We start from the raw sequence: 22,682 nt of genomic DNA on the forward strand, positions 1-22,682 counted from the left end.
TGCTCAGGCGCCGGACGCGCGCATCGTGTGGACCTCGGAAGGCGGCAAGGGCAGCACCCGCGGCACCGCGAGCTTCCACGAGCTCACGCCCAACCTGACCCGCATCGTCCTCGTCGTCGAGTACTACCCCGCGGGCTTCTTCGACAAGACCGGAAACATCTGGCGGGCCCAGGGCCGCCGCATGCGCCTGGACTTCAAGAGCTTCCAGCGCCACGTCTCTCTCACCAACGACGAGGTCGAGGGCTGGCGCGGCCGACGGTTCCTCCTGGTCGAACCCGGCAGGCCCTGAGACCCACAGCTCGTGACGGGGCCGGAGGAGCCCGGGAGCTGTGAGTAGGGCCGGACCGCCCGCCCTCCCGACGAAATCAGGCGGTGGCCTTCTTCTTGCGCAGTTTCCGGTCGCCGATGACCTTCTGGGCCCAGCCGGAGATCCTGGAACGCGTGGTCTTGCCAAACTCAAGCAGCCACGGCCGGTCGGGCAGCAGCTCCGGGATGGTGAAAGCTGTCGGATCCTCCGTCCGGGAGGCGATCACCTTGTCCACCGTGCCGGGCAGGCGCAGCCAGCCGGCGTCGACCAGCCGCTTGAGGACCTGGTCCGCGTCTCCGCCCAGCCAGCCGGTCAGGTCCTGGCCGGTGATGTTCCCGGTGCTGGCGCGGGCAGCGCGCAGGGCGAGCATGAGTACCGCCAGCCGTACCTCGGCCTGTGGGAGGGGGGCGTGGGCGACGGCGTAGTCCAGGACCTCGCGCGCGTGCGCGGCCTGGCCCGCGGTCAACAGGTAGTCCACCAGCGGGCCGTCGGACGGAGCGGTGGTACCCGTCGCGCCTACGGCAGGCTCCATGGCGGGCTGGCCGGTGTGCTGGCGGTGCGTCTCGTGCGCTGCCTTCCGGGCGCGCTGTGCTTCCTGGCGCAGGGTGTCGTCGCCGGTGGTGTCGGCCCATGAGGTGAACGCGCGGGCCTTGCGCTCCAGGAGGGCGGCGAGGACTACGAGGTCGGGGGGCCGGCCTGGTAGGCGCGGAACGCGTCCCCGAGTTCGATCAGTTCGTCGCGCAGGACCGTGGGCTGGAGGCTGGCCGGGACGGGCCGCTGCCCGATCTTCCCCCACTGCCGCTGGCCGACCCTGCGGGACACTCGGGAGGGGACAGTGCGTGCCTGCGGAACCAGCGTTGGCGCTGCGTCGAGGGAGGAACCGCGGTCGGCGGGGGAGGTGTTGGTGTCGGAGAAGACCGCCGCCGAGGCGGCGTTGCCGTGACGCTCCCGCATGGCAATCGGCGTCTGCCCGGGGTCGGGGGTGGCGGGGCGCGGCGGCGGTACGGCGACGGCCAAGACCTGGGTGTCGAGGGTGGCGGCCGCGCAGCGCGTGCAGGTCTCCGCGATCCGCCACAACCGGCCCGCGCGGTCCGCGTACACGGTCAACACCACCCGGCCCGCCGCACCTGCCGTCGCCGGCCGACGCGGGCGCGGCGGTCGCCCTGTGGTGTGCACGGGCGGTGGGGTCGGGGGTATGCCAGGCACAGCTGGCGGCGCGACAGGCGCACCATGCTGCAGCGTTCGGTCCCCCGCCCGCCCGGATCCGGGCGAGGTGCTCCTTCACGTGGCCGACAGCGACCTGGCGGGCGGCACTCGCGCCCTGGGGGATGCGCTGGTCGGGGCAGGTAGAACGGGAACAGGTGAGCTTAACCTGGCCGGCGGAGGGGCGGCCGTAGGGATCCAGGCGGATCATCCACACCCGCCCAGTGACGCGCTCGGTCTGCTGCGTGCCTGTCTCCGCCGTCATCCGCGTTCCGTTCCCCAGTCCCTTGATCCGTCAACCGCCGGACCCCATCATCGAGGTCCGGCCCTGTGGGCCCGGGGATGTCGGTCGTGGACGGCATGTCAGACTGCCAGGGCGCCTGTCGCCGTCACCAATTGACCGGACGCGGGACCACCATCTCGCACACCCAGGCGGCGGCCACGGAGCATGTAGCAGGCCCCTCAGGTTGCGGGCATGATCCCTAGGCGTCGGGCGATGCGGGCCACAGGACGACCGCGCCAGCGGCGGCCGCCCTCAACTCCTGCCCGTCCAGGACGAAGCTCGACTCCGGGATGTCCTCGGCCAGCCACGAGTAGACCACCGTAATCGACCCCTGGCTCGGCAATCCCCAGATCCAGACACCCTGCTCCCAGCGCCCGTCACCGCCCCCGCCAATGCCGTAGCTGATGAGTGGCGGCGGCACGTTGGAACGCAGTAGATGGGAGCGGTCGGCCTGAGCGGCGCGGCCGTCGTCATACAACACGCCGAGGCGCAGGTGCTGATCGGCACCGCGACTGTCACGAGCGTCCGGGTAGGGCAGGTGGCGTCCGAACGGACTGTCCAGACGTGGATCACGAAACTCATCGGGGTCACGCGGCCGCCGAACGTGCACCGCAAGCTCGACACCGTCGGGGTACACGCGCACCTGGTTCACGAACAAGGCCAGGCTGGCGGTGTGGACCAAGACGCGCCCGAAAGACAGGCTGGCAGGAACCACGTCCTCTGGGCACGCCCAGGCAGGAGGCTTCGGACGTGAAGGACGCGGCGGAGGCTCGGGACGCGGTAACGACTCGAAGAAGCCCATGCTTCAGGCTGACACGATCGCCCCTTGAGGGCGGGGGCTTTCCAGCGACGGCCGCGAACGAGCGGCTGCTAACCCCGGGCACAATCGAGCGACGGTAACTCACCAACACGTACAACGACCCGCCGGTCTGCTCGCCTCGCTGCAGGCGGATCTGGCCAACGCGCAGGCCCGCAATGGCCGGCTGGCCGCCCAGGCCCAGCAGCTGCAGCGTCGGCTGTCGGAGGCGATAGGCGAGCAGGTCTGGAAGGAGTCAGAGCTCGGGGCGCCGGCCGACATCGACGCGCCTACCACCCGCTGCTGGCGGACCTTGCTGTCCACGCGCCTTCCGGCGCCCACGCTCGCTATAGTGATGCTATGGCGTAGGAGCGGATGGAAGGGGCCGAGATGAGCAAGACGACGATCCAGGTCGACACGGAGACGCGGGACCAGCTCGCCACCCTGGCCGCGGAGCAGGGCACGAACATGGGCGCACTCATCGCCTCCTGGGCCGCCGCCCACCCGACCCGTGAGCAGCGCGAAGCCGCCATCGCCCACAATGCGGCCATCGCCCAGGAGAGGTTCGGCTACACCTCCACCCCGCAGAGCCGCGCCGACGCCCGCGCCCGCCTGGCCGCCGCCCGCGAGCGCTCCCGTACCGGCCACAAGGACACCGCTGCATGATCGTCCTGGACCACACGACCATCCCCGCCCTCCCGCACCACCCCGCCCTGCTCGACCTGGCCGTGGACGTTCCGGCCGACGGAGACACCGTCGTCATCCCCATGCTCTGCTGGCACGCCGCGACCACGCCACCGGCCGTGAACGACCTCGGCGGCTTCGCCTTCGTCGAGTACGCGCCCTACGACCTGACCGCACGGGCCCACATCGAACAGCTGCCGATCGCCTGGCAGGCCGGCCACGCCGCGCACGTCATCCTGACCGCCGGACCCCGACCGCACGACCGCGCGGACTCCGTCGTCATCACCACGCAGCCGCAGCTGTACTCCCGCATCCCCGACGTCACCGCGATCGACCTCGGGACCCTGTGAACTCACCCGGACCGGGGACGTCCGACGTCGGCGGCTTCGCCGTACGCACCGGCCACGAGCCGCCCGAGCAAGAAGCCGAGGCACGGGTGCGGCAGGTAGCGCAGGTCTGGGAGTCACTGCTGCGGATCCGCCGTCTGGTCCAGCCCGACCACCCAGACCTTCCAGCGCCGTGGGAGCAGGCGCAGCCGGTGCGCGCGGTCGCACTGGCCCTGGAAGCTCTCGGCATCCCGCTCTGTGCGGTCGACGGCGACGTGGTCGTCGAGTCCGGCACGGTTGTGGAAGCAGCAGAACGCGGCGGCGCCCGGGTGGCCTGGCGCTACCAGCGCGGTCGACGCCGGCGAAGCGGACCTCGCCGCGGCCGCCGCGGCCCTGGGACAGGCTGGATGGGAAGCCCTGCTCTACCGAGCAGGGTCCCGACGGTTCCTCCTGGTCGAACCCGGCAGGCCCTGAGACCCTCAGCTCGTGACGGGGCCGGAGGGGCCCGGGAGCTGAAGCAGGGCCGGACCGCCCGCCCTCCCGTCAGGGCGACGTCATGGCTCTGGAGCCGCTACAGGAAGCAGCTGGTGGCCGCGGCACCGATCCTTGAGCGGTCAAACCCCTGCTCGATGGGGCGGTGACCGCTGCGGTGATGCCCTGTCAGCCGCAGAGATCAACTGTGGTGGCGCGTCCGTCTTCTGCTCCAGGAAGGCCCACTGGCCGTTCGGTGCAGAGGGGGGGTGCCAGGTGGGACGGTCAGTCACAGGGAGCCGTCGTCCGCGATGAGGAGCAATCCCCGCGCTTGGAGGGAGTGCATGTGGTCGCGGACGCCGTCCGGCGTGGTGGCCATGGCCTCGCTGAGCGTGGTCGCGAGCTCGGTGCTGGAGAGGATCTGGTCGAGTTGGCGCGCCGCCATGACCGGAATGTTCGGCGCGAGGTCGACGCAATCTCCGCCGGCCGCGTCAGGCTGCGGGTCAGCACAGGCCGCTCGGATGGCGGGCGCGGGTGAGGTGCCAGCAGCGGACCTGCCGTCCGATCTCGGCGGGCCGGGTTCAGTCCCCCGGAGGGGCCGCGACGCCCCGCTGGTCAGGACGGCCTGGGAGCGTATCCGTGGGCGGTCGGGGTGCCGGATGCTCTCGCGGGGCAGCCTTCGCTGGTTCAGCGGCGGCCGCGCCCGGACAGAAGATCGCGAGCACGGTCGACCAGGCCTGCGCCGGGGGCGAGGATCTTGTTCAGCGGCGGGGTGTCGGACGCGCTGGGGTGCGGACGGGTGGGTGCCTTGTCCTTCGCGGAGCGCACCTTCTCTCCGAGCTCGTCCAGCTCCGGGCCGGTGCACGCGGCGGCTAGGGCGGGGAAGAGGTTCTGCTCCTCGTCGGCGACGTGGGCGGTGACTTCGGTGATCAGCTGCGCGGCGGTGGTGTCGAACTCGGCCTGGTGGATGTCGAGGCCCTCCAGCTTCTTCAGCAGCTGCTCGGCCTTCGCGTGGTCCGCGATCTCCCGGTCCGCGAGCTGGTCCCCGCCGATGACGTGCTGGCGCACCGCCGGGTACAGGTGGATCTCCTCCGCGACGGAGTGCCGCACCAGCTCGATGGTGAACTCGTCCGCGATGTCCCTGCGTCCCGGATGGCCGGGCGGCAAGGCGTTGAACCGGTCGAACATCTCCTCCACCTCGCGATGATCAACCGTCAGCTCGTGAATGACGTTTCCGCCGTGTCCCACAGTCACTTTCCCTTCTCGCAAAATTCAATGCCCTCGGGCGGCTGTCCCGGCCTCGTCACGTCGACGTCCGCGAGGCCGCCCCGGTGATGGCGTCGGCAGGAGCGGGTCAGGCCGGCGGTACCGGCCGGAGAGGTACAGCTGGCGCACACTCCTCCTCGCGGTCACGGACCAGCCCCACAGCATCGCTCCCGCGCCGACCGCGCACGCGGCCGCGACCAGGATGCGCACCGGCCACGACCGGCCGCCCACGTTGCCGCTGCGCTCGTAGGTGCGGGCAGTCAGTGTTCCGGCGGTATGCCGGGCCTGCTCCGCCACCTGCCGCGCGGCGGTCTGCGCCGCTTCCCCGAGCGGCGCGGCCGCGTGTTTGACCTGTTCGGTCGCGTCGTGCAGCGCCCCGCTGCTGACGGCGTCCCGGACCGTGCCGATGCCGCTCACCGCGGCCACATGGGCCGCGCTTGAGACCTGCTCGGCATGCGTCTTGAGGCTCTCGGCCGCCTGGGATACGGCCATGACCGCCTTCTTGGTCCGTCCCTGCGCGGTGGTGTGTGTGCCCACAGAGGTGTCCCTCCTTCGGCTCGAAGGTGCCGGTCTTCTCTGGCGTGTAACCCGCGACCTGCCCCGCCACGCGCCCGACTAGGGCGAAGGAGGCAATTCCTGCGCCGATGCGAGGCGCATGTCGGCCCGGTTCGGGGGCACACGCGGCCTCAAGGAGGTGGGATTAGACATGGGTCCCTTGCTGTTGGTGCTGCTGCTCGCCCTGATCCTGGGCGGCGTCGGGTTCGCCGTGCACATCCTTTGGTGGGTTGCGCTGGTGGTGCTGGTGCTGTGGATCGCCGGGTTCTTCTTCCGTGGCGCGGGCGAGGCCCGCGGCCGCTGGTACCGCTGGTAGCGGCACCAGCCGACCTCACCGAACAACTGCGGGGCGGGAGCCGCTACCGGTGCGCTCCCGCCCCGCACCCCTACGCATGCAGGAGAAGCTGGCGATGGACGCGGTGAAGCTGGCGTACAAGCCGGTGGGGCTGGCGCTGAGTGCAGCCGCCGGCACGGCTGCCGGGGCGGTCACCAAACGCCTCTGGCGCGTGGCCTCCGGTGGGAGCGAACCACCCGACGCGACGCAAAGCGACCGTTCCTGGCGCGAGGTCCTGGCCGCCGCGGCCTTGCAGGGAGCCGTGTTCGGGCTGGTCAAAGCCGCCGTTGACCGCACCGGGGCCACCGCCGTCAAGCGTCTCACCGGCACCTGGCCGCAATAGAGCCGAGCCGGCGGCCCTCCACCCACGCTCTCACCGCCGAGCGCCCACGACCGCTCCCCGAAGGAAACGTGATGACCCTCGCGGAAGTCCTGCTCCTCGCCCCGCTTGCGCTCGCGAGTGTCCTCGCCTCCACTCGGCTCCGGCAAGCGGCGGCCGCCACCGGGCCTCGCAGCGGACAGAGCCTGGCTCCGACACGGATTCGCACTGAGGTGGGCGGCTGAGAGACGTGTCGGCTCGGCGATCTATGCTGCGCTCGTGACGTCGATCGAAGATCTTGAGGCTGCGTTTCGAGCTGCTCAGGCCGCGGTGGACGGTTACGTCCGGCAGGTCACCACGCAGTACCGCGAACGCTATCCGGATTCCCCCGACTGGAAGGGACAGGGGCCCGATCCGCAAGCTGCCCTTCTGAGGGCACGCTGGTCGCCGGAGGAGAGTGCGGAACTGGGCCGCCTTCGCGAAGCCGCACGGCGAGCCGTCCTCGAACTGCACCGCGCCCGCAGCGCCGCAGCCGTTACCGACACGAGTAGCTGACGCCCCCGGCTCGGCTGCTGCCGCTATCCCATTCAGGGGCACGTGCTGCGCACCAAGAGCTGATGCTCAGTCGCGCATCAGGTGACAGGGGGTGCCCACTGTCGGCCATGTGGTCCTGCCTTGGGGCACGGGGCGGCCGCGCTCGGCCGCCCCGGAGTACTGCGGGGCATCCGCCGCCCTTCTCGCCAAGAGCCTCCACGTCTCAGGCCCGGCCGACCTGCTCCCGTGAACCTGCTCCAGCGGTCACCCGCCGCACGCCGGCCCCCCCCGGACACACGCCCCGGGCCGACCCCGCCCAGGCCGACGACGAGCTCGACCTCGCCCACCGTCTTCTGGGCCGCGTCGACCAGCGCGCCACCCGACTCATCGCCGACCTCGCCGCCCTGCTGCGCGACGCCGGCACCGACCGCGACGTCGAAGAACGCGCCCGGGTGCTACGCGCCGAGATCGACGAGTCGGGCTACGCCACCCGCCATGCCAACCTCCGCCTGATCCTGGCCTTCCACCACGCCGTGGCCAACCGGAACGACCTGGTCGAAGGCGACATTCGCGACCTGCGCGAGCTCACCGACGGCGGCGACTACGCCTACTACGTCGACCTCGCCCACTACATGGCCGCGCTCCCGCTCCCCGCGGGCGACGCCTCTGCAGCGCGCTGGCTCGACGGCCCAGACTCGGTCCGCACCCGCTGGCGAGACCTGGTCCAAGCTCGGCAGCAGCTTCGCTGACGCCATGCGCCCGTCAGGACATGTTGGACGTGGCGCTCATGTGCTACCACCACAGACGATGGTCGGCGTCCGCCGGACAACCGAGCATGTCGCATCCGATGTGGTCGGCCGACGAAAGGGGCGTGGGGCCCGGCCAGACCCGCTCGATCTCTGGGTCTCCGGGGCCTCGGGCGGCGTCCCGACGGTACTCGTCGCGAAGCTCACGGTCACCGTTGTGCGCCGGCTGCAGCCTCAGCGTGGCCCCGTCGAGATCCAGTAGGTGATGGGTCTGAAGGTGACTCACGGCGTCGTGCTGGGCGGCCTTCGGGTGGTAGTGGATCCGGTAGGACTCCATCGGGCACGACTCACACTCCCAGATCGTGCCGATCGGCATGCCAAGCATCTCCGCCATCGCATCCGCGAGATCGGCCGCGCTGATCGTGTCGTCAGTGGTCATGCTCTGCGCAACGAGCCGCCGAGCAATGCGCGCTGCGCCCTCGCCTGAACGGAGCAGCACCGGGGGCCGGCGGAACCCGGGACGTGCATGAAGCCCCGGCGCGCACGGGGCAACGCGCCGGGGCCAACTGGCAGCACGAGCCAGTGAACTGAGCGTAGGGGAACCGGGTTGGAGCCCGACAAGAGCCTCAGTCAGGAAGAGGCTGCTGGTGGTCACCGATGGCGTCACCGAGGCCCGCGACCGATCCGACCGGTTCTACGACCCGCTCCACACGCTTCCCCAGCTCGCGCCGTTCGGCGGCCCGGCAGGAGCTGTAGACGCGCTTCTCGGCGACGCCGAACGCTGGCGCACGGCCCGGCCACCGACGATGTGGCCGTGCTCGCAGTCCGGCGGAGTGCCGCATCCGCCAGCCGCCCTCGTTGCACGTCCCCGCAGGCTGGCCGGGCCGGACCGGGTGGCCGAGGAGATCGCCCTCGCACGCCAGCTCATGGAGCCGCGCAACCAGCGCGCCACCGGCTTGCTGCTCCAGGTGGCGGCCCCGATCCGTGACGGCGGTGACGCCGTGAGTTCACCGACCGTGTCACCGTGCCGCTCCCGCAGATCGCCGTCGCCGACCGGCCCCGCTGATCCCACCAGCCGACATGGGCTGCTTCGACCCGAGCCCACGCAGTCAGTCGGCCTCGCGCAGGGAGCGCAGTACAGCAGTGGCAGGCCTGCCCGGCGCGGTGCTGGCCTTCACCGCCGCGGCGGTTTGCGCGGTGAGCGGGTCGCCGGCCACTTGGACCAGAAGCCACCAACGGGTCAACACCTTTTCTATCTCCTCCGAGCTGGCCTCAGCCAACTCCCGCGAGAAGGCCATCTGAGCGCTGGCAGGCAGAGCGGCAGCGACAGCGATTTGCTCGCGTGCCACGGCAATCCCCTGCACATCGTGAGCCGGCTGTGCCGTCATCGTCTGCCTCCTGCCACCCAGATCCGGCGCACACGCTACCCCGACGCAGAGGCCCGCAGACCCCCCTTCACTTGGTCGCGCCGCACCCGAATGCCCCACGTCGTGACCGCGACCGCCACGTGATCGTTTCATCGGGCATGACCACCACCGCGAAGCACGCCGCCGCGACGGCCGCCCTCCTCGCCGTCACCCTCGCCACAGCAACCCCCGCTGCCAACGCCCACACCCAGCCAGCCGACCGCGCCCAAGGCGCGCACACCAGGCTCTTCGGGCCAGGAGACGGGATCGGCGGCGGTGCGGCCAATATCGTCGGGGGCGTTGCGGACACCGCTGGCGGCATCATCGACTGCATCCTCAGTCTCAGCAAACGCTGCGGTTAGCCCGGCAGCCGGAACCCCGGCAGCCCGATCATCGCGCCCCAGGCTCCGGCCCCCATCAGCGATAGCGGAAGCCGCCAGAGCACAGGCCGGCCCACCCCGGGCCGTGTCGTCACGCGCCCGCCCACGGTTGATCAGCGTGTGTCAAAGGGCGCATGATCGGTCAACTGACATGGGGGAGGCGGAGCGTGAGCTACAGCGCGAAGGACATGGCGACGGGCCGGATCATCCGGCTCGCGGACGGGGTGGAGAGCCTTGAGCCCTTGATGGCCGGTGGCCGGTACCGCTGCCGCTCGTGCGGGTCGGCGCTGACGCTGCGGGGCTTGAAGGAGGACTCGCAGGTCGCACCCCACTTCTCCCACACCAGTGGCGGCCCCTGCCCCAACCCGGGCCGGGAGGCGGAACTGGACGCCGAACTGGAGGTCGTCATCAAGTTCCGCGACCGCCTGCGCAAGGCGAACCCGGGGATCACGTGCACGCTCGCCGCCCCCGGCGACGACGACCCGACCGATCCGATCGGCCTGCCGCCAGCCCTCATCGTGTGCACCGCCCCGGACAGCACCGTCGTGGTGGAGCGGCCCGGGATCGAGCTGCCCGGTAGCGGGAAGATCCGCCGGCGCATCACCGCGGTGCGCGACGGGCACGGAGGAGCCGAGCACGTGTGGTTTCTGCGTAGGGACCGGTTCCAGTTCGGCAAGCTCGGCACCCTGCAGGTCCGCATCGACGGCAAGGACGAGGAACACGAGACCGTCGCGCCGACCGAGCAACAGGAAGCGATCGCCGAGGCAGGAGGCAGCGTCTACTGGCTGGACGGCCAGCTCGTCCAGGTCCCCTACGGCGTCCACTGGTTCCTGCACCCGGTCCGCGCCAAGCAGGACTGGGACTTCCCCCGCTGGCGCCGCGGCGAGGACCCGCGCAAGGACTGGCGGATCAGCCACCCCCGCCCCCGCGTCGGCGCGGACGCCTGGGGCCTCGTCCCCCTCCCTCTGTCCGCGCTGACGCGCACCGAGGCCCGGTTCCGCCCAGCGCAGGCCCACCACATGATGGAGAGCCTGGCCCGCGCCGAGTCAGCCCGGTACAACTGGCGCCGCAACCGCGCCTTCGCCTTGTACAAGGAGCGCCACCAGCAGCCCGCCTCCGCACCGGCCCCCATGCCGGAGATCCTCCCGGACCCGGAACCCACCCAAGCCGAGCCTGCACAGCCGGTGGAACCGCAGCCGTTGGCCGACGCCTCGCCTGCGTTGCCGCCCGCTGAGACTGAGCCGTGGTGGGAAGATGTCGCGCGGCAGATCGGCGTGGACGTGCCGCCGATGCCGTCGACCCCTCCGGCTCTCCGACCCGCCGGGGAGGACGATTCGGGCCGGGATACCGGGGCTTGTGGCTGACGGCCCCGCAAACCGGCCCCCGCCTCGCCGGGACCCCCGTGCGGACAGGCGCTGATCGACCGCCAGGCGGGTCCGAGGCCGCCAGAGTCGATCAAGGCCGGGCCCAGACCGCTCGGCCTCCCCGGCTGTTCTCAACGCTCGATGACGGAGATGGTGGCGGCCAGCAGCCGTCCCTGGCGTGCGGCGTGGTCCAGGCGCTCGTGCTGCTGGTGGGCACCGGGGCTGGTCGGATCGAGGCCGGCGTCGCCCACGTACAGCGCCGCCTGGCCCTGGGCGAGTGCGTGACGGCACCAGTCGGCGGGGGTGCAGATGACGCCGGCGAAGAGCTGGCTGGCGTCGGGGTCGAGGATGAGCAGTCGCGCCGTTCCGGCGTCGGGGCCCGGAGGCGCGATCAGGACCGCGATCCACTGCTCGAGGTGCGGGGGCGTGGAGTCGAGCTCGCCCAGCATGGCGAAGCCCTGGGAGAGGAGGTATGGCGCCAGAACCTCGGTGAGTTCACCACCCTGCTCCTCGGGCTTGGTGAAGACGGGCCGGACGAGTTGGGCCGCCAGAATCGGCAGGCCGTGTCCGGTCCTCGGAGGCAGTGCGGTCATCCGCATGTCGTCGCCCTGCGGGGCCGGCGCGACCGTCGTGGCGCCCTCCACGAGCCGTGACGGCAGGCAATCGGGATGGGTGAACCAGACGCTCAGGTTGCCGAGGGGGTCACGAACCACCTGAACGTTCACATCCTGCCTGGTCTCAACCCGGTGGGAGCACATGACGCAGTCCGTCGTCTGGGCTTCGCGCTCGGCCTGTGCGACTCCGAAAGGGCCCAGGGCGCGCCGCACGTCCGCGCTCATGTACACCGTCACGACCACTCCCCGTGTCCTGCCATTGACTCCTGACAGTGTCTCAATGCGGAGCCTGGTCCGGCGGGTCGTCCCAACCGAAGGCACCCAGGTTGGTCTCCTGGGTGCCGGTCGTCGGCTGGTCAGGCCTTCGTCAGCGCGGTGCGGCGTGTCTCGGCGAGGAGGAGAAGATCTGCGAGGTGGCTGCCGTCCAGGAGCACCCGGGCGCGGAAGAAGACGGTGTCGGGGTCGTCGGGGAGACCGGCTGTGATGTCGAGGCAGCCGTGCTCGGCGATCCGGGCCAGGGCGTCGCGGTGCGCGTCGGCGTCGAGAAGCAGGACGAGTTGCGCGCGGACCGGGTCGAGCCAGTCGAGCTGGAGGCGCAGCAGGATCTGGTCGGGCAGGGGAAGGACCTGCCACCAGTTGGCCGTGTCTGCGCCGTCTGCTGGAGGGTCGGTCTCCAAGATGCGCAGCAGGTCCTGGATGTCCGGGCGGGCGCCGAGGTCGAGGACGAGCAGGGGCGGCTGGTCGGGGAGCACCACGACGTGCTTCGGCGGCAGGGCCTTGTTGCGGATCTTGCGGATCTCGTCCCGGACGAATCGGGCGGCGGGCGCGTGCCGTCGTTCCTCGGAGGAGAGTGCGAAGCAGAGGTCCCCTGGTGGCAGGCGGTCGTTGAGCGGATCACGGGCCAGGCGGGCCAGGCAGTCATCCACCAGCGCCACGGCCTGCGGCGATCCGGCGGGCGCGTCGGTGGCCTGCTTGAGCGCGTGCGCGGCCAGGAGGAGCAAGCTGTGCGCGAGCCGCGGGGTGTCGTGCTCCAGGCGCAGGACCGGGTCCTGCTCGGCCAGGCGGGCGCGCAGGAAGTTCAGAAGCGCCGGCATCACCGGGGTCAGATGGGAGAGCGCCGGCTCGTCGAACAGCTCGGCGAAGTACAGGTCGGCGGTCGAACCGCGCTGATCGGCCAGCATGGACAGTGCCTCGAGCGCGGCGCTCTCGGCGTAGATGATCGCGTCCGATCCGTCCAGGACGGCGGGGTCGGTGAGATGGAGGCCCCGGTGCTCGGTGTAGGCGCGGAGCACTTCCTCGCTGTCGGCGATCACCGACTGGGGGGGTGACGCGGTACAGCTTGGAGACGCCGCCCTCGTTCCGGTGCTGCCGACGCCGTCGGCTGGCCTTGCCCATCAGTCGGTCCCCTCCGTGGTGTTGCCCGGGCGCGGTCCAGGGAAGTCTCCGCCAAGCAGTTGCTCGACGGTGACACCAAGGGTGTCAGCGATCAGGCTCAGGTCGGTGTCGGTGGCCTCGATCTGCGAGGTCCCGAGGTGGAACGCGCGCTCGTCGCTCATGCCGTCGACCTTGAAGTGCAGGCGGACGACCGCGTCACGCACGCACTCGGCTCGGGTGGGGTCCCACTCGATGCCCTTCCAGACCGCGTACTCGACGAGCGTCATCGGCTTGTCGTCCCACTGCCAAGCGCACGGGGGCATCTGCCTGGCCCGGCGGTAGGCATCGATCGCGGCACCGGGCACTTCGGCCGGGGCCACGGTCGCGACGGTGACCGTCGCGAGGATCCGCGCACCGTGGTGGACGCACGCCAGCACCGAACCGCCCGATGGATCGCTGACGCGGACCGCGTCCTGCGGGCCTTCGCACGCGGTCCGGTCCTCGGGGTGGATGGCCTCGCAGGCAGACATGGCGACCTCCGGTCCGGGCGGCTCCTGCTCCCAGCGTGGCGATGCCATCCCGGAGTTGTGGTCACGCTCGGGAAGTTCACTCATGTGGGTTACAGCCGGGTTGTCGGCCTCCCATCCGGACGGCTGGGATCCCCGACCGGGCGGGTGTCGCCTGACTGCTGGCTCAAATGCCTTGGAAGTGACGGGAACTGACCGGTGACCGTGGAAGCATGGTGGCATGCAGTCGCCTGAGCTCCTGCGCGTGGCTTTGGCCGCGGCGAGTCTGTATCGCACCTTCGTCCCCGGGGAGCCTGTGGACGCGGACGTCAACATGGCGATCCTCGAGGTCGCCATTCGGATGGCTTCCGGCAGCGACTTCGTGGAGCGGCTGGAAGGGGTCGTCGCGGAGAACCGCGAGCATCTTGGCCGCAGATATGCGGCGTTCGGTCCGACGAGCGAGGGGGCCGTCCAGTACGGGTTGTACGAGGCCGTCGCGGTGCCGGCAAGCCTGGTGGTCATGGCGCTGCTGGACTCGGATCCGTTCATGCTGGCCCACGTGTGGGAGGACGACCTCCCGGAGCGGTGGCTGGAGGACATCTGCAAGGTTGGGGCGTGGCCTCGCCCCTGGGCTGAGGGACAGCCCGCCAAGTCTTTGTGAGTCGATTTAACTCGAAGTACATTGCGCATGGGGTGGCACCTTCGCTACGCTATGTATTGCTAGAAGGCTCGCTATACATAGGGGTTCGGGTGCTGGTGACGACAGGGCAGGCGGCACGGACGCTCGGAGTGTCGATCCCGCTGGTCAAGAAACTCGTGGCGGCCGGAGTGGTCCCCGGTGTCGCCGGCTCCGGGCGGCAGATCTTCCCCCTGGAGGCGGTGCAGATACTGCACGCCGCCCCCCACTGCGATCTGACGCTCCTGGATGTGCCGGAGGTCGCGGTGCTGCGCGCCGACGCCGCCAGTGCGGCGAGCGAGACGGACCGGGACTGGATGGGCTACCAGGCCGATCTGCCGAGCGAGATGCTGCTGCCCGCCCTGTCGGGGTGGTGGCGCTGCGATCCGGAGCGGGTGGCCGAGGGACGCTTCATGCTCGTCACGGTCGCCGAGTTCGTCGTCGCCGTCCTGGCCGACCTGGGGGAGTGGGACCACAACGGCGGGACACGCCAGGCGCTGCGCTACCGCTTCACCGGCGCCCGCCTGGCCGGATGGGTCACCGACCTGACCGCCCCCACCAGCGCCCGGTTCCCGCACACGCAGGCCCCGTCGGAGCGCGACCTGGTGGCCCACCTGCTGGGAACACGGCTGCCGTCAGTCTCCGGCGGCCCGATCGCCTACGTCCCCGCCGGTCCAGCGGCCGCACACGAGGGAGCAAACTGATGGACGCCACCGCCTACAACAACGGACTCGCCGACCTGCGTCCACTGCGCGACGAGATCGCCAAGCTGGAGCGGGACGCCGCGAAGCTGAACAAGGAGATCGAGAAGCGCCACCGCGACCGCGACGGACGGATCGTCAAGCTCGGCTCCTTCGAACCGGCGAAGGCGAGCGTGATCGCCAAGGCCGCGGGGCTGAGCATCGGCGACATCGTCACCCTCGTGCCGCGCCTCGACCCCACCCCGGAGCACGCCCGCGCCCAGCTCCAGGCCGAGAACACCGCGAGCGACACACGCCCTGCGAAGGCTCCCACGGAGCGCCGGGAGGAGCCGGAGGGCGCCGTCGCCCCGACGCTGCCCGCGCACGGAACCCCCCAGCCCGAGCCGACTGCTGCCGTCGAACCCGTCACCGCCGAAGCAGCTGAGGAGCCCGCGCTCGGGAGCGCGGAGGTGACGCCCCCGTTGTCCGTGCCTGGCGCGAAGGAGCCGGGGGAGCGGATCGAACTGCCGGTCATCCCGGACGGCCCGGAGGCGGCGCGCTACACCGCAGCGACGAAGGGCCTGTTCTCCAAGCGGCCCCCCTTCCAGCAGAAGGCCCGCGAGACCGCGTTCCTCGACGCGACCACCGGCGTGATGGTCGGGCGCGGCGTCGCCCACCTGGATCTCGGCACGCGCACGCCGGGAGAGATCCTGGACGCGGTGATGGCGGTCTCGACGCACATCGAGCGCATCTACATCACCGCCGGAGCGCCATGGCACGCGGACACCGACCGCTACCCAACGATGAAGCAGGCCGTCACCGCCTGGCTGCACACCCCGTCCGAGCGCTGGATCGAGGACACCAGCTGGGACAAAGAGCGCCTGGCCGGGCACTTCGTCCCCGGCAACGCCCGCCTGCCGGTGGGCCGCTACACCCGCGCAGGCGCCGACCGGAACGCCGAGCACGTCGAGATCCGTGCGGTCAACGAGTGGTTCGACCCGGCCGGGGCCGATCCCCACCTAGTGCGTGAGGCGTTCGCGCTGCTGTGGAAGACCCTGCGGCAGTTCTGGCCCGACGCGGTCCTGCTGGGCTCGCCGTCGCAGACCGGCAAGGACCTGTGGGCGCGGACCATCCCGATCAAGGGCCAGTGGGCGGACGGCTTCCCGGTGCTCTCGGAGGAACTGCGCGGCCTGTTCCACGCCACAGCCGGGCAGGGCCGCACCGAGCTGATCGTGCCGCCGAAGGTGCCCGCCGAGCTGCCGGGCCTGGCCGAGTACGACCGGACCTTCGCCTACGCCCGCCACACCTGGAAGGGCCCAGTCGGCACCCCACGCCACGTCACGGCAGCCGCGTTCGCGAAGATGAGCGAGGCGGAGCAGAAGAAGCTGCTGATGTCCTGCGCCCACCTGCGGGTCCGCGTCACGGTGCCGGACGGCTGGGAGCACGTGGGCCTGCTGCCCGCGCCGATCAGCGGCGACCGCCACTGGGAGTACCCGTCCACCCCCGGTGCCACCTTCACCACCTGGGCCGGCGCTCCTGAGGTCTACACCGCCCTGTCGAACCCGATCAAGCCGTGGCGCATCGAAGTCCTCGACGCGCTGGTCTTTCAGGACGGCGAGCCGATCGACAAGTGGTCTTTGCACCTCAAGGAAGCCTGGAACCAACTGTCGGCTGTGGCACGCGTCCACGAGGACCCCCGGCAGCGGCAGGCCAATTACCTGGCCGCCCGCGCGGTGCGCAGCATCCTGCTGTTCGGGATCGGCGGCTTCGCCCAGCGCCCCCGCATGGTCACCGGCACCACGGCGATGAACGAACTGCACCTGGTCCCCGAAGGCGCGGAGATCCTGACCCACGACGAGCACAAGGTGACTTGGCAGCGCGTCAGCGGCTTCCGGAAGGACGACACAGCCCACCCCGAGTGGTCCGCCTACGTCTGGTCCTCCGCCCGGGCCGCGCTGCTGTCAATGAACATGAAGGGCGACGGCGTCCACGTCGGCGCCCTCCACGTCCCCGCGGGCGAGGTGGTGGCGTTCCGCACCGACGCCGTCTACCTGACCGCCCGCCACGGCTGGCCCTACCACGGCCAGCCCGGCGAATACCTCCTCAAGGGCCACCTCACCGGCCCCATCTCGGCCCCGGGCAGTGAGGACGAACTGCTGGCGCTGCGCGACCAGGGCCGCGCCGCCCTCGCCGCTGCCGGGGGTGAGCGATGACCACGCCGCCGCCGGGGGAGGCCGCGCGCCTGGCCCAGCAGCTGATCGACGCCGGCTTCAACCGCCGCCAGATCGCCGAGATGCTCGACCGCAACGCGAGCCTGGTTTCCCAGTTCTTCAGCAAGAACAAGGGCGCCAGCTTCGTCCCGGCGCTGCGCCAGCTGGCCCGCGCCGTCGAAGGCGGCGAGCGCGACCCCGAGGCGCTGAGGGCCATCGCCCAGCAGAACGTCACCCGGCGCCTGACCCGCGACGGCCGCGTCGCCCGGGTCCGCGGGCGCGACGTCCTGGAGACACCGGGCGGGTCGATGGCCGGCCGCGCCGGACGGCAGGCCATCGCCCACGGCGCCGGACACCTGGCAGGCGTCATCCACGACACCGCCGAACGCGGCGGCCGGATCGCCGTCACCGTACGCATGCGCAAGCGCCACTTCGTCCTGTCCTCCGGTTCCGCGGACGACTCCCCGGGGCAGCGCCGCGGTGTGGTCCCGCGCGCGGACGGCACCGAGGAGCGTTCCTACGGGTCGAAGGTGTCCGGCGGCTTCGACGCCCGCGAGTGGTCCGCGATGGTCGCGGCCGCCGGCGGCGACGTCACCGCCGCCGTCCTGAACTGGCTCATCGACACCGGCCGGGCCACCGAGGACGCCGAGATCCTCTACATCGAGGTCCGCGGCTGGGTCCCGCGCCGCTGACCCTGACCCGCACCCGACCGCGAGCGAGGAGCGTCATGCCCACCGACCCGCAGACCCACCCCTGCCCCGTCGCCCACTACGCGCTCCGCGCCCCGTGCACCCTGACGGCCGACCATCACGACGCCTGGCATCAAACGATCCACCCGGACACCGGACAGCTCCTCCGGTTCCGTATCGACCACGGCGCCCTGCACACCCAGGAACGGGAGCCGGACCACGACCCGGGAGACCCGGACGCCGGCACGTGGGTCACCTGGCACTACGTCATCCCGGAGTCCGACCCGACCCCTGTGGTCCCGGACGACCTCGACCGGCGTGCCGACACCTTCGTCTCCAACCTCTCCCCGAGCGGTCTCACCCGGATCGGACCGGCCGGCCTCGAGGCCGAGTGCGGGTGCGGAACCTGGTATCCGCACGGCCGCCACAGCACCCATATGGGGCGCGAGGTGTCCCTGCTCGCCCGCGGCTACTTCGACCTCGCGCTGCGCCGCAGCCGGGGCGCGGCACCGCAGGCCAACTGACGTACTCAGCCCCGTATACCCGGACAAGCCGATGGAAAGGGATCAGGAAGTGGAACCCGTGGACACCGACGTCGCTCCCCGTCTCGCCGGGACGGGCGCCGAACAGGCCCCACCGCACCAGCGCACTCCTGGGCGCGTCGGCCCTTTCCTGATGCCGTTGCGCGAGCACCAGAAGCAGGCCGTCACCGCCGCCTGGCGGGCCGTCCGCGACGGCGGCCGCGCCATCGTCGAATGCTGCTGCGGCTCCGGCAAGACCCTCATCGCCTCCGCCTGCGCCCGCCGCATGGCCGCCCGCGGCTCGGTCCTGGCCACCATGCCCACCATCGAGCTCGTCTGGCAGACCGCCGGCGTCTGGGCCCGGCACGGCGGCCGCCACGGCCAGTTCGTCATCGTCTGCTCCTCCTCCGAACGCCGGGAGCTGGAGGAAGCCGGGCTCAAGGTCGAGGCGACCATCACCACCGATGCCCACACGATCGCCGACGTGGTCCGCGCCGCCGCCGGCGGGCCCGTCACCGTGTTCGCCACCTACGCCAGCATCAACCGCGTCGTGGAGGCCCACGGCCTGCACGCCATGCCCGGCTTCGACCTCTTGATCATCGACGAAGCCCACCGCACCGCGGGCGCGGCCGGGAAGACCTGGTCCGCGGTCCACGACGACAGCAAGATCCCAGCCGCCCGCCGGCTCTACTTCACCGCCACGCCCCGCATCGCCGAAGGCTTCGCCGACTCGGACGACACCGGCGAGAAGACGATCTGCTCAATGGACGACCCCGAGGTCTTCGGCGACACCGTCTACCGCTACCCGGTCGCCCAGGGCATCGCGGACGGCCTCATCGCCGACTACGAGGTCATCGTCCCGGTCATCACCGACCAGGACCTCCAGGAACTCCTCAACGAACCCGGCATCGCCGACCTGCGCTCACAGCGCACCAACGAGGAACTTCAGCGCCTGGCCCTGCAGATCGCCACCTGCCGCGCGATCGACACCTACGAACTCGAGCGCGTCATCACCTACCACTCCCGCATCCGCGGCGCCCGGGACTTCATCGCCACGCTGCGCCACGCCGCGCGCCTGCTTCCTCCCAGCGAGCGCCTGGAGCACATGTACTGCGCGGCCGTCGCCGGCAGCGACCGCCTCAAGGACCGCCGCCACGCCTTCGACCAGTTCAAGACTGAGAGCGAGAAGGGCGGCCACCGCTGCGCGCTGATCGCCAACAGCCGCCTTCTCGCGGAAGGGATCGACCTGCCGGCCGTCGACGCCGTGATCTTCGCCGACCCCAAGAACAGCACCGTGGACATCGTGCAGGGCGCAGGCCGCGCCTTCCGGGTACCGCTCGGCGTCACCGGCAAACTCGCGCGCCTGATCATCCCCGTCTACCTCCCCGCCGCCACCGGTGAGGAGGCAAGCGAGCGCGAGGAGACCGAGGCCGAACTCAACCGCAGCGCCTTCGCCGCGGTCTGGCAGGTCCTGCGCGCCCTGGCCGCGCACGACGAGCGCGTGACCGCCCGCATCACCGAGCTGCGCACCAACCGCTACGGCGCCACCGAGCAGCAGACCCACACCGCCGAACCCGGCCTGAAGGACGCCGAGAACACCGAGGCCCTGGAGGACGGCCTCCCCGTCGAGGACGTTGAGTGGCTGCGCATCGAGACCACCGCCTACGAGGACCAGATCCTGCGCACCCTCAAACTGCGCACCCTCAGCCCCCGCACCGCCGAGTGGGAGAAGTGGTACGTCCAGGCCGAGGCCTTCTACACGCAGCACGGCCATCTCGACGTCCGCGAAGGTGACCTCGTCGACTGGCTGAGTCGGCAGCGCGAGCAGTACGCGGCTGGCCGGCTGGACGCCGCGCGGATCAGCGAACTCGACCGGATCGGCATGATCTGGGACAAGCATCTCCATGCCTGGGTGCGCGGGTACGCCTACGCGAAGGCCTGGTACCACAAAAACGGCGACCTGGCCATTCCCGCGGACGCCCGGATCGACGGCTACACCGTGGGCCGCTGGATGCGCGTCCAGCGCAAGAACACCGACCTGCCGCAAATGCAGCGCCAACTGCTGGACGCCCTGGACCCGCTGTGGAGCTGGGACCCTAAGTGGCAACGCGGCTACCGCCGCCTCGCCACCTACATCGCAGCCGGCGGCGCCCTCACTGGCCCCCGCAACCGCCCCGGCCTCGGCGACGACATGGCCTTCCGCCCAGGCGTCTGGCAGCACCAGCAGATCAAGCAGGCCGACAAACTCCACCCCGACCAGATCGAACTCCTCGACGGCCTCGGCACCTGGCGGAACCTGTAAGCGGCCCGACGGCCGACACCGTCACCACGACCTACAACGACCGACGCCGTCGTCGGAACGACCAGCAGCAGGAAGCCCAAGTGGTCCTGGAAGCCGTGGGTGATGCTGACCGTGCCCTCGCTCCCGGTGAACCAGCGGATCCTGGTCAACAGGCTGTCGAACACATCCCGGTCTGCGACAGGGTCGGTTCCAGGGCTGGCGCCGAGGGCGTCAGCGGAAAAGAGGGAGCAAGGCACATCCGGGACGAAATGGATGGACGACACCCTCGAGGTGATGGTCAGCATGACGGCTGGATACCGATGCCCTTCATGATGGCGTCGTTCCACACCATCTGCACGTGGTGGTCGGGTCTGCGCTCGTGGTCGCGGTTCAAGCGCCGGGCCCGGGAAAGCCAGCCCAGCGTGCGTTCAACCGTCCACCTGCGCGCGAGCACCACAAATCCCCTGATTCCGTCGGGGCGCTTGACGACCTCGACCCTGACCCCATGCGCGGCGAACGTGTCGCCAGCGCCGGGCCCTGGTAGGCGGTGTCGGCCCAGACCAGTTTCAGCAGCCGCCCGGGTTCGGCCATGAACGCGTCGAGCAGTTCCGGGGCGGCCACCGAGTCGTGCACGTTCGCGGGCGTCACGGTGACCTCCAGCAGCAGACCGCCCGTGTCGGTCACCCGGGTTCGACGTAATTCGGCAGCCTGGAGCTACGAATCCGGGGTCTGACCTGGGCGGACGTGGGTGTGTCCGCCTGGAGGGCGTTTCTCTAGGCGGTCGCGTTTCGGCTGTTCAGCGGGATGCGGGCTGAAGCGCGACGACCTGTTTGGGGACGGGGATCTGCAGCTTCGCGAGCAGGTCTCGCTGGGGCTTCGTCAGAGCGGTGACCTGCTGGAACGTTCCGGTGGGGCCGGTGAAGGTGCCCAGGTGGAGGCGGTCGAGCTCGCGTCGGATGTGCGGCCAGGTGTCGCCGGTGGTGGTCTCGGTGATCCGGATCAGCAGGAGGGCGAGCCAGCACAGGATGACGTGGGCCCGGATGCGCTCTTCGAGTCGGTGGTAGACGGGCCGCAGGTCGATGATCTGCTTCATGTCGCGCCAGCCGCGTTCGACTTCGAGCAGTTGCTTGTAGCCCAGCGCGATGTCCTCGGCGCTCAGCTGGGGGTCCGAGCAGCGCAGGAGGTACTTCCCGTCGAGGTTCTCCTCCGCCTTGATCTTCGCCTGGTCGATGCGGAGCTTGCCGGCCGGGGTGGCGCGTAGGTAGCGGTTCAGGCCCGGCTTGTCGGCGATCCTCCCGCGCAGTTCGCCCCGCTTGAAGTCGCTGAGCTTGTCGGTGTCGGCGATCAAGTCAGCCAGCTGGGCGACGAGTTGTTCGCGCGTGTGCCGGTCGCGTTCGGCCGCTTCCGGGTTGTGGCAGATGACGAACCGGTCGGTGTCGGATATCCGCACTTCCTTGACGCGCATGTTCTCGCCGACGTCCTGGTAGCGGCGCTGCCGGGACAGGGCGGCCTGTACCTCGGGACTGCCGGAGCGGAGCTTCTCGCCGATGATGTAGGCGTGGTCGCCCTTGCGCAGGTAGCGGCGGTTCTCGGCGGAGGAGAAGCCGCGGTCGGCGACCCACACGATCTTGGAGAGGGTCCAGTCCCGCATCTCGTCCTTGACCTGCCGGATCAGGGTCTGGCCGAAGGGAACCGATCTCTCCCGATGGTCCGCCGCCCGGCGCGCTTGGGCCGGCAGGTGCGGACCAGAGCGGGACCACCGTCACCGTGCTCGCCGACCGGTACGGCCTCTCGGGGCGTACGGTCCGGCGGCTGCTACGCGATGCCGGGACCGTCCTGCACTCCAGCGCCGAGACCCGTCGGCTGTCCCACACCGGGCAGGAGCCCGAGCGCCGGCAGGAGATGGACGAGCTGCGCCGCTGGTACGAGGCCGGGGTCAGTGTGCCCGCGTTGGCCGCCGTGCAGGAGTGCTCGCCGTCGACCGTCTACCGGCTGCTGCACCGCGCAGGCACCGCCGTGAACACATCGCCAGCCTGGCCTCTCAATCATCCCGGCCTGGTCGGTCCAGTCGATACCGAGCTCACGGGCGGGGCGGCGTCGGGCGAAGCGGACGTCTCGGCCGGTCGTCAGACACGGCACCGCCTGCCCGCGGGCCGA

At 70.8% G+C, this 22,682-nt stretch carries 27 protein-coding genes and 1 pseudogene; 15 read left to right on the forward strand and 13 right to left on the reverse strand.

Annotation, left to right across the window (positions count from 1 at the left end; translation table 11 throughout):
* On the forward strand, nucleotides 1-289 hold a 289-nt coding region (locus TR48_RS43760), incomplete at its 5' end, for an SRPBCC family protein (RefSeq protein ID WP_500799096.1).
* Nucleotides 290-365: 76 nt separating this feature from the next.
* Here the strand turns inward: TR48_RS43760 and TR48_RS39375 are convergent.
* The 3 genes from TR48_RS39375 to TR48_RS39385 form a co-directional block, all read right to left on the reverse strand.
* The gene (locus tag TR48_RS39375) at nucleotides 366-839 is read right to left on the reverse strand and encodes a hypothetical protein (protein ID WP_052443169.1); all 474 of its coding nucleotides are present in this window, start codon (nucleotides 837-839) and stop codon (nucleotides 366-368) included.
* 143 nt (nucleotides 840-982) lie between these two features.
* A complete protein-coding gene (locus tag TR48_RS39380) occupies nucleotides 983-1,420 on the reverse strand; it encodes a hypothetical protein (RefSeq protein WP_052443170.1) in 438 nt (145 codons plus the stop codon).
* 572 nt (nucleotides 1,421-1,992) lie between these two features.
* The gene (locus TR48_RS39385; RefSeq protein WP_161789940.1) at nucleotides 1,993-2,475 is read right to left on the reverse strand and encodes a hypothetical protein; all 483 of its coding nucleotides are present in this window, start codon (nucleotides 2,473-2,475) and stop codon (nucleotides 1,993-1,995) included.
* Nucleotides 2,476-2,979: 504 nt separating this feature from the next.
* Between TR48_RS39385 and TR48_RS30045 the strand changes: the two genes are divergently transcribed.
* Nucleotides 2,980-3,255: a hypothetical protein gene (locus TR48_RS30045; RefSeq protein WP_042373235.1), complete on the forward strand. Its 276-nt coding sequence runs from the start codon at nucleotides 2,980-2,982 to the stop codon at nucleotides 3,253-3,255.
* Nucleotides 3,252-3,623: a hypothetical protein gene (locus TR48_RS30050; protein ID WP_042373237.1), complete on the forward strand. Its 372-nt coding sequence runs from the start codon at nucleotides 3,252-3,254 to the stop codon at nucleotides 3,621-3,623. Before TR48_RS30045 ends, TR48_RS30050 begins: the two co-directional genes overlap by 4 nt.
* Before the next feature lie 736 nt (nucleotides 3,624-4,359).
* Here the strand turns inward: TR48_RS30050 and TR48_RS43765 are convergent.
* From TR48_RS43765 to TR48_RS30065, 3 genes are all read right to left on the reverse strand, one after another.
* Nucleotides 4,360-4,515: a hypothetical protein gene (locus TR48_RS43765; protein ID WP_161789941.1), complete on the reverse strand. Its 156-nt coding sequence runs from the start codon at nucleotides 4,513-4,515 to the stop codon at nucleotides 4,360-4,362.
* A gap of 242 nt (nucleotides 4,516-4,757) precedes the next feature.
* Nucleotides 4,758-5,318 carry a hemerythrin domain-containing protein gene (locus TR48_RS30060; RefSeq protein ID WP_042373239.1) on the reverse strand — a complete coding sequence of 187 codons (561 nt, stop codon included), beginning with the start codon at nucleotides 5,316-5,318 and terminating at the stop codon, nucleotides 4,758-4,760.
* Between the two features lie 24 nt (nucleotides 5,319-5,342).
* The gene (locus tag TR48_RS30065; protein WP_042373241.1) at nucleotides 5,343-5,873 is read right to left on the reverse strand and encodes a hypothetical protein; all 531 of its coding nucleotides are present in this window, start codon (nucleotides 5,871-5,873) and stop codon (nucleotides 5,343-5,345) included.
* Nucleotides 5,874-6,042: 169 nt separating this feature from the next.
* Here TR48_RS30065 and TR48_RS30070 point away from each other — a divergent pair, with 169 nt between their 5' ends.
* The 4 genes from TR48_RS30070 (at nucleotide 6,043) to TR48_RS43770 (ending at nucleotide 7,827) form a co-directional block, all read left to right on the forward strand.
* On the forward strand, nucleotides 6,043-6,207 hold the full coding sequence (locus tag TR48_RS30070) for a hypothetical protein (RefSeq protein ID WP_042373243.1): 165 nt from the start codon (nucleotides 6,043-6,045) through the stop codon (nucleotides 6,205-6,207).
* Nucleotides 6,208-6,301: 94 nt separating this feature from the next.
* The gene (locus TR48_RS30075; RefSeq protein ID WP_042373280.1) at nucleotides 6,302-6,568 is read left to right on the forward strand and encodes a DUF4235 domain-containing protein; all 267 of its coding nucleotides are present in this window, start codon (nucleotides 6,302-6,304) and stop codon (nucleotides 6,566-6,568) included.
* Between the two features lie 255 nt (nucleotides 6,569-6,823).
* Nucleotides 6,824-7,099 (forward strand): hypothetical protein, encoded by a 276-nt coding sequence (locus TR48_RS42465; RefSeq protein ID WP_152628266.1) that lies wholly within the window; start codon nucleotides 6,824-6,826, stop codon nucleotides 7,097-7,099.
* A 431-nt stretch (nucleotides 7,100-7,530) separates the two neighbouring features.
* A complete protein-coding gene (locus TR48_RS43770) occupies nucleotides 7,531-7,827 on the forward strand; it encodes a hypothetical protein (RefSeq protein WP_042373245.1) in 297 nt (98 codons plus the stop codon).
* Nucleotides 7,828-7,870: 43 nt separating this feature from the next.
* Here TR48_RS43770 and TR48_RS30085 read toward each other — a convergent pair whose 3' ends face one another.
* The gene (locus TR48_RS30085) at nucleotides 7,871-8,263 is read right to left on the reverse strand and encodes a hypothetical protein (protein WP_042373247.1); all 393 of its coding nucleotides are present in this window, start codon (nucleotides 8,261-8,263) and stop codon (nucleotides 7,871-7,873) included.
* Between the two features lie 670 nt (nucleotides 8,264-8,933).
* Nucleotides 8,934-9,212: a hypothetical protein gene (locus TR48_RS30090; RefSeq protein WP_042373249.1), complete on the reverse strand. Its 279-nt coding sequence runs from the start codon at nucleotides 9,210-9,212 to the stop codon at nucleotides 8,934-8,936.
* A 137-nt stretch (nucleotides 9,213-9,349) separates the two neighbouring features.
* On the opposite strand from TR48_RS30090, the gene TR48_RS30095 reads away from it, so the two are divergent.
* Nucleotides 9,350-9,592 (forward strand): hypothetical protein, encoded by a 243-nt coding sequence (locus TR48_RS30095; RefSeq protein WP_042373251.1) that lies wholly within the window; start codon nucleotides 9,350-9,352, stop codon nucleotides 9,590-9,592.
* A gap of 185 nt (nucleotides 9,593-9,777) precedes the next feature.
* Nucleotides 9,778-10,974: a competence protein CoiA family protein gene (locus tag TR48_RS30100; RefSeq protein ID WP_042373252.1), complete on the forward strand. Its 1,197-nt coding sequence runs from the start codon at nucleotides 9,778-9,780 to the stop codon at nucleotides 10,972-10,974.
* 131 nt (nucleotides 10,975-11,105) lie between these two features.
* Here the strand turns inward: TR48_RS30100 and TR48_RS30105 are convergent, their stop codons facing one another.
* The 3 genes from TR48_RS30105 to TR48_RS44780 all read right to left on the reverse strand — a co-directional run bounded on the left by TR48_RS30105 (nucleotide 11,106) and on the right by TR48_RS44780 (nucleotide 13,540).
* On the reverse strand, nucleotides 11,106-11,813 hold the full coding sequence (locus tag TR48_RS30105) for a hypothetical protein (protein WP_500799098.1): 708 nt from the start codon (nucleotides 11,811-11,813) through the stop codon (nucleotides 11,106-11,108).
* Between the two features lie 131 nt (nucleotides 11,814-11,944).
* Nucleotides 11,945-12,901, reverse strand: a complete 957-nt coding sequence (locus TR48_RS30110; protein WP_042373256.1) for a hypothetical protein — start codon at nucleotides 12,899-12,901, stop codon at nucleotides 11,945-11,947.
* Nucleotides 12,902-12,982: 81 nt separating this feature from the next.
* Nucleotides 12,983-13,540: a hypothetical protein gene (locus TR48_RS44780; protein ID WP_174501752.1), complete on the reverse strand. Its 558-nt coding sequence runs from the start codon at nucleotides 13,538-13,540 to the stop codon at nucleotides 12,983-12,985.
* Nucleotides 13,541-13,709: 169 nt separating this feature from the next.
* On the opposite strand from TR48_RS44780, the gene TR48_RS30120 reads away from it, so the two are divergent.
* The 6 genes from TR48_RS30120 to TR48_RS30145 all read left to right on the forward strand — a co-directional run bounded on the left by TR48_RS30120 (nucleotide 13,710) and on the right by TR48_RS30145 (nucleotide 20,546).
* Nucleotides 13,710-14,129 (forward strand): hypothetical protein, encoded by a 420-nt coding sequence (locus tag TR48_RS30120; RefSeq protein WP_042373258.1) that lies wholly within the window; start codon nucleotides 13,710-13,712, stop codon nucleotides 14,127-14,129.
* 128 nt (nucleotides 14,130-14,257) lie between these two features.
* Nucleotides 14,258-14,848 (forward strand): DNA-binding protein, encoded by a 591-nt coding sequence (locus tag TR48_RS39795; protein WP_236652400.1) that lies wholly within the window; start codon nucleotides 14,258-14,260, stop codon nucleotides 14,846-14,848.
* Nucleotides 14,848-17,037, forward strand: coding sequence for a hypothetical protein (locus tag TR48_RS30130; RefSeq protein WP_042373261.1), 2,190 nt, complete (start codon nucleotides 14,848-14,850; stop codon nucleotides 17,035-17,037). The genes TR48_RS39795 and TR48_RS30130 overlap by 1 nt, the downstream gene beginning before the upstream one ends.
* Nucleotides 17,034-17,726 carry a hypothetical protein gene (locus TR48_RS30135; protein WP_042373262.1) on the forward strand — a complete coding sequence of 231 codons (693 nt, stop codon included), beginning with the start codon at nucleotides 17,034-17,036 and terminating at the stop codon, nucleotides 17,724-17,726. Before TR48_RS30130 ends, TR48_RS30135 begins: the two co-directional genes overlap by 4 nt.
* Nucleotides 17,727-17,761: 35 nt before the next feature.
* Nucleotides 17,762-18,247 carry a hypothetical protein gene (locus TR48_RS30140; RefSeq protein WP_042373264.1) on the forward strand — a complete coding sequence of 162 codons (486 nt, stop codon included), beginning with the start codon at nucleotides 17,762-17,764 and terminating at the stop codon, nucleotides 18,245-18,247.
* A gap of 58 nt (nucleotides 18,248-18,305) precedes the next feature.
* Nucleotides 18,306-20,546, forward strand: coding sequence for a DEAD/DEAH box helicase (locus tag TR48_RS30145; protein ID WP_042373266.1), 2,241 nt, complete (start codon nucleotides 18,306-18,308; stop codon nucleotides 20,544-20,546).
* 369 nt (nucleotides 20,547-20,915) lie between these two features.
* On the opposite strand, the gene TR48_RS46885 is transcribed toward TR48_RS30145, so the two are convergent.
* Nucleotides 20,916-21,209 (reverse strand): transposase, encoded by a 294-nt coding sequence (locus TR48_RS46885; RefSeq protein WP_439654509.1) that lies wholly within the window; start codon nucleotides 21,207-21,209, stop codon nucleotides 20,916-20,918.
* Nucleotides 21,210-21,321: 112 nt separating this feature from the next.
* Nucleotides 21,322-22,206: pseudogene (locus TR48_RS30155) on the reverse strand (IS1634 family transposase); the annotation flags it as partial.
* Nucleotides 22,207-22,682: the final 476 nt, after the last annotated feature.

The sequence above is a fragment of the Streptacidiphilus neutrinimicus genome (genome assembly GCF_000787815.1).
Lineage (GTDB): Bacteria > Actinomycetota > Actinomycetes > Streptomycetales > Streptomycetaceae > Streptacidiphilus > Streptacidiphilus neutrinimicus.

What these genes read in the sequence shown, in the direction of transcription:
- TR48_RS39375 (WP_052443169.1), bottom strand. Translation starts at nt 839, where the DNA reads ATGGAGCCTGCCGTAGGCGCGACGGGTACCACCGCTCCGTCCGACGGC.
- TR48_RS30045 (WP_042373235.1), top strand. Translation starts at nt 2,980, where the DNA reads ATGAGCAAGACGACGATCCAGGTCGACACGGAGACGCGGGACCAGCTC.
- TR48_RS30050 (WP_042373237.1), top strand. Translation starts at nt 3,252, where the DNA reads ATGATCGTCCTGGACCACACGACCATCCCCGCCCTCCCGCACCACCCC.
- TR48_RS43765 (WP_161789941.1), bottom strand. Translation starts at nt 4,515, where the DNA reads ATGGCGGCGCGCCAACTCGACCAGATCCTCTCCAGCACCGAGCTCGCG.
- TR48_RS30070 (WP_042373243.1), top strand. Translation starts at nt 6,043, where the DNA reads ATGGGTCCCTTGCTGTTGGTGCTGCTGCTCGCCCTGATCCTGGGCGGC.
- TR48_RS30075 (WP_042373280.1), top strand. Translation starts at nt 6,302, where the DNA reads ATGGACGCGGTGAAGCTGGCGTACAAGCCGGTGGGGCTGGCGCTGAGT.
- TR48_RS30085 (WP_042373247.1), bottom strand. Translation starts at nt 8,263, where the DNA reads ATGACCACTGACGACACGATCAGCGCGGCCGATCTCGCGGATGCGATG.
- TR48_RS30090 (WP_042373249.1), bottom strand. Translation starts at nt 9,212, where the DNA reads ATGACGGCACAGCCGGCTCACGATGTGCAGGGGATTGCCGTGGCACGC.
- TR48_RS30095 (WP_042373251.1), top strand. Translation starts at nt 9,350, where the DNA reads ATGACCACCACCGCGAAGCACGCCGCCGCGACGGCCGCCCTCCTCGCC.
- TR48_RS30105 (WP_500799098.1), bottom strand. Translation starts at nt 11,813, where the DNA reads ATGAGCGCGGACGTGCGGCGCGCCCTGGGCCCTTTCGGAGTCGCACAG.
- TR48_RS44780 (WP_174501752.1), bottom strand. Translation starts at nt 13,540, where the DNA reads ATGGCATCGCCACGCTGGGAGCAGGAGCCGCCCGGACCGGAGGTCGCC.
- TR48_RS30120 (WP_042373258.1), top strand. Translation starts at nt 13,710, where the DNA reads ATGCAGTCGCCTGAGCTCCTGCGCGTGGCTTTGGCCGCGGCGAGTCTG.
- TR48_RS30130 (WP_042373261.1), top strand. Translation starts at nt 14,848, where the DNA reads ATGGACGCCACCGCCTACAACAACGGACTCGCCGACCTGCGTCCACTG.
- TR48_RS30135 (WP_042373262.1), top strand. Translation starts at nt 17,034, where the DNA reads ATGACCACGCCGCCGCCGGGGGAGGCCGCGCGCCTGGCCCAGCAGCTG.
- TR48_RS30140 (WP_042373264.1), top strand. Translation starts at nt 17,762, where the DNA reads ATGCCCACCGACCCGCAGACCCACCCCTGCCCCGTCGCCCACTACGCG.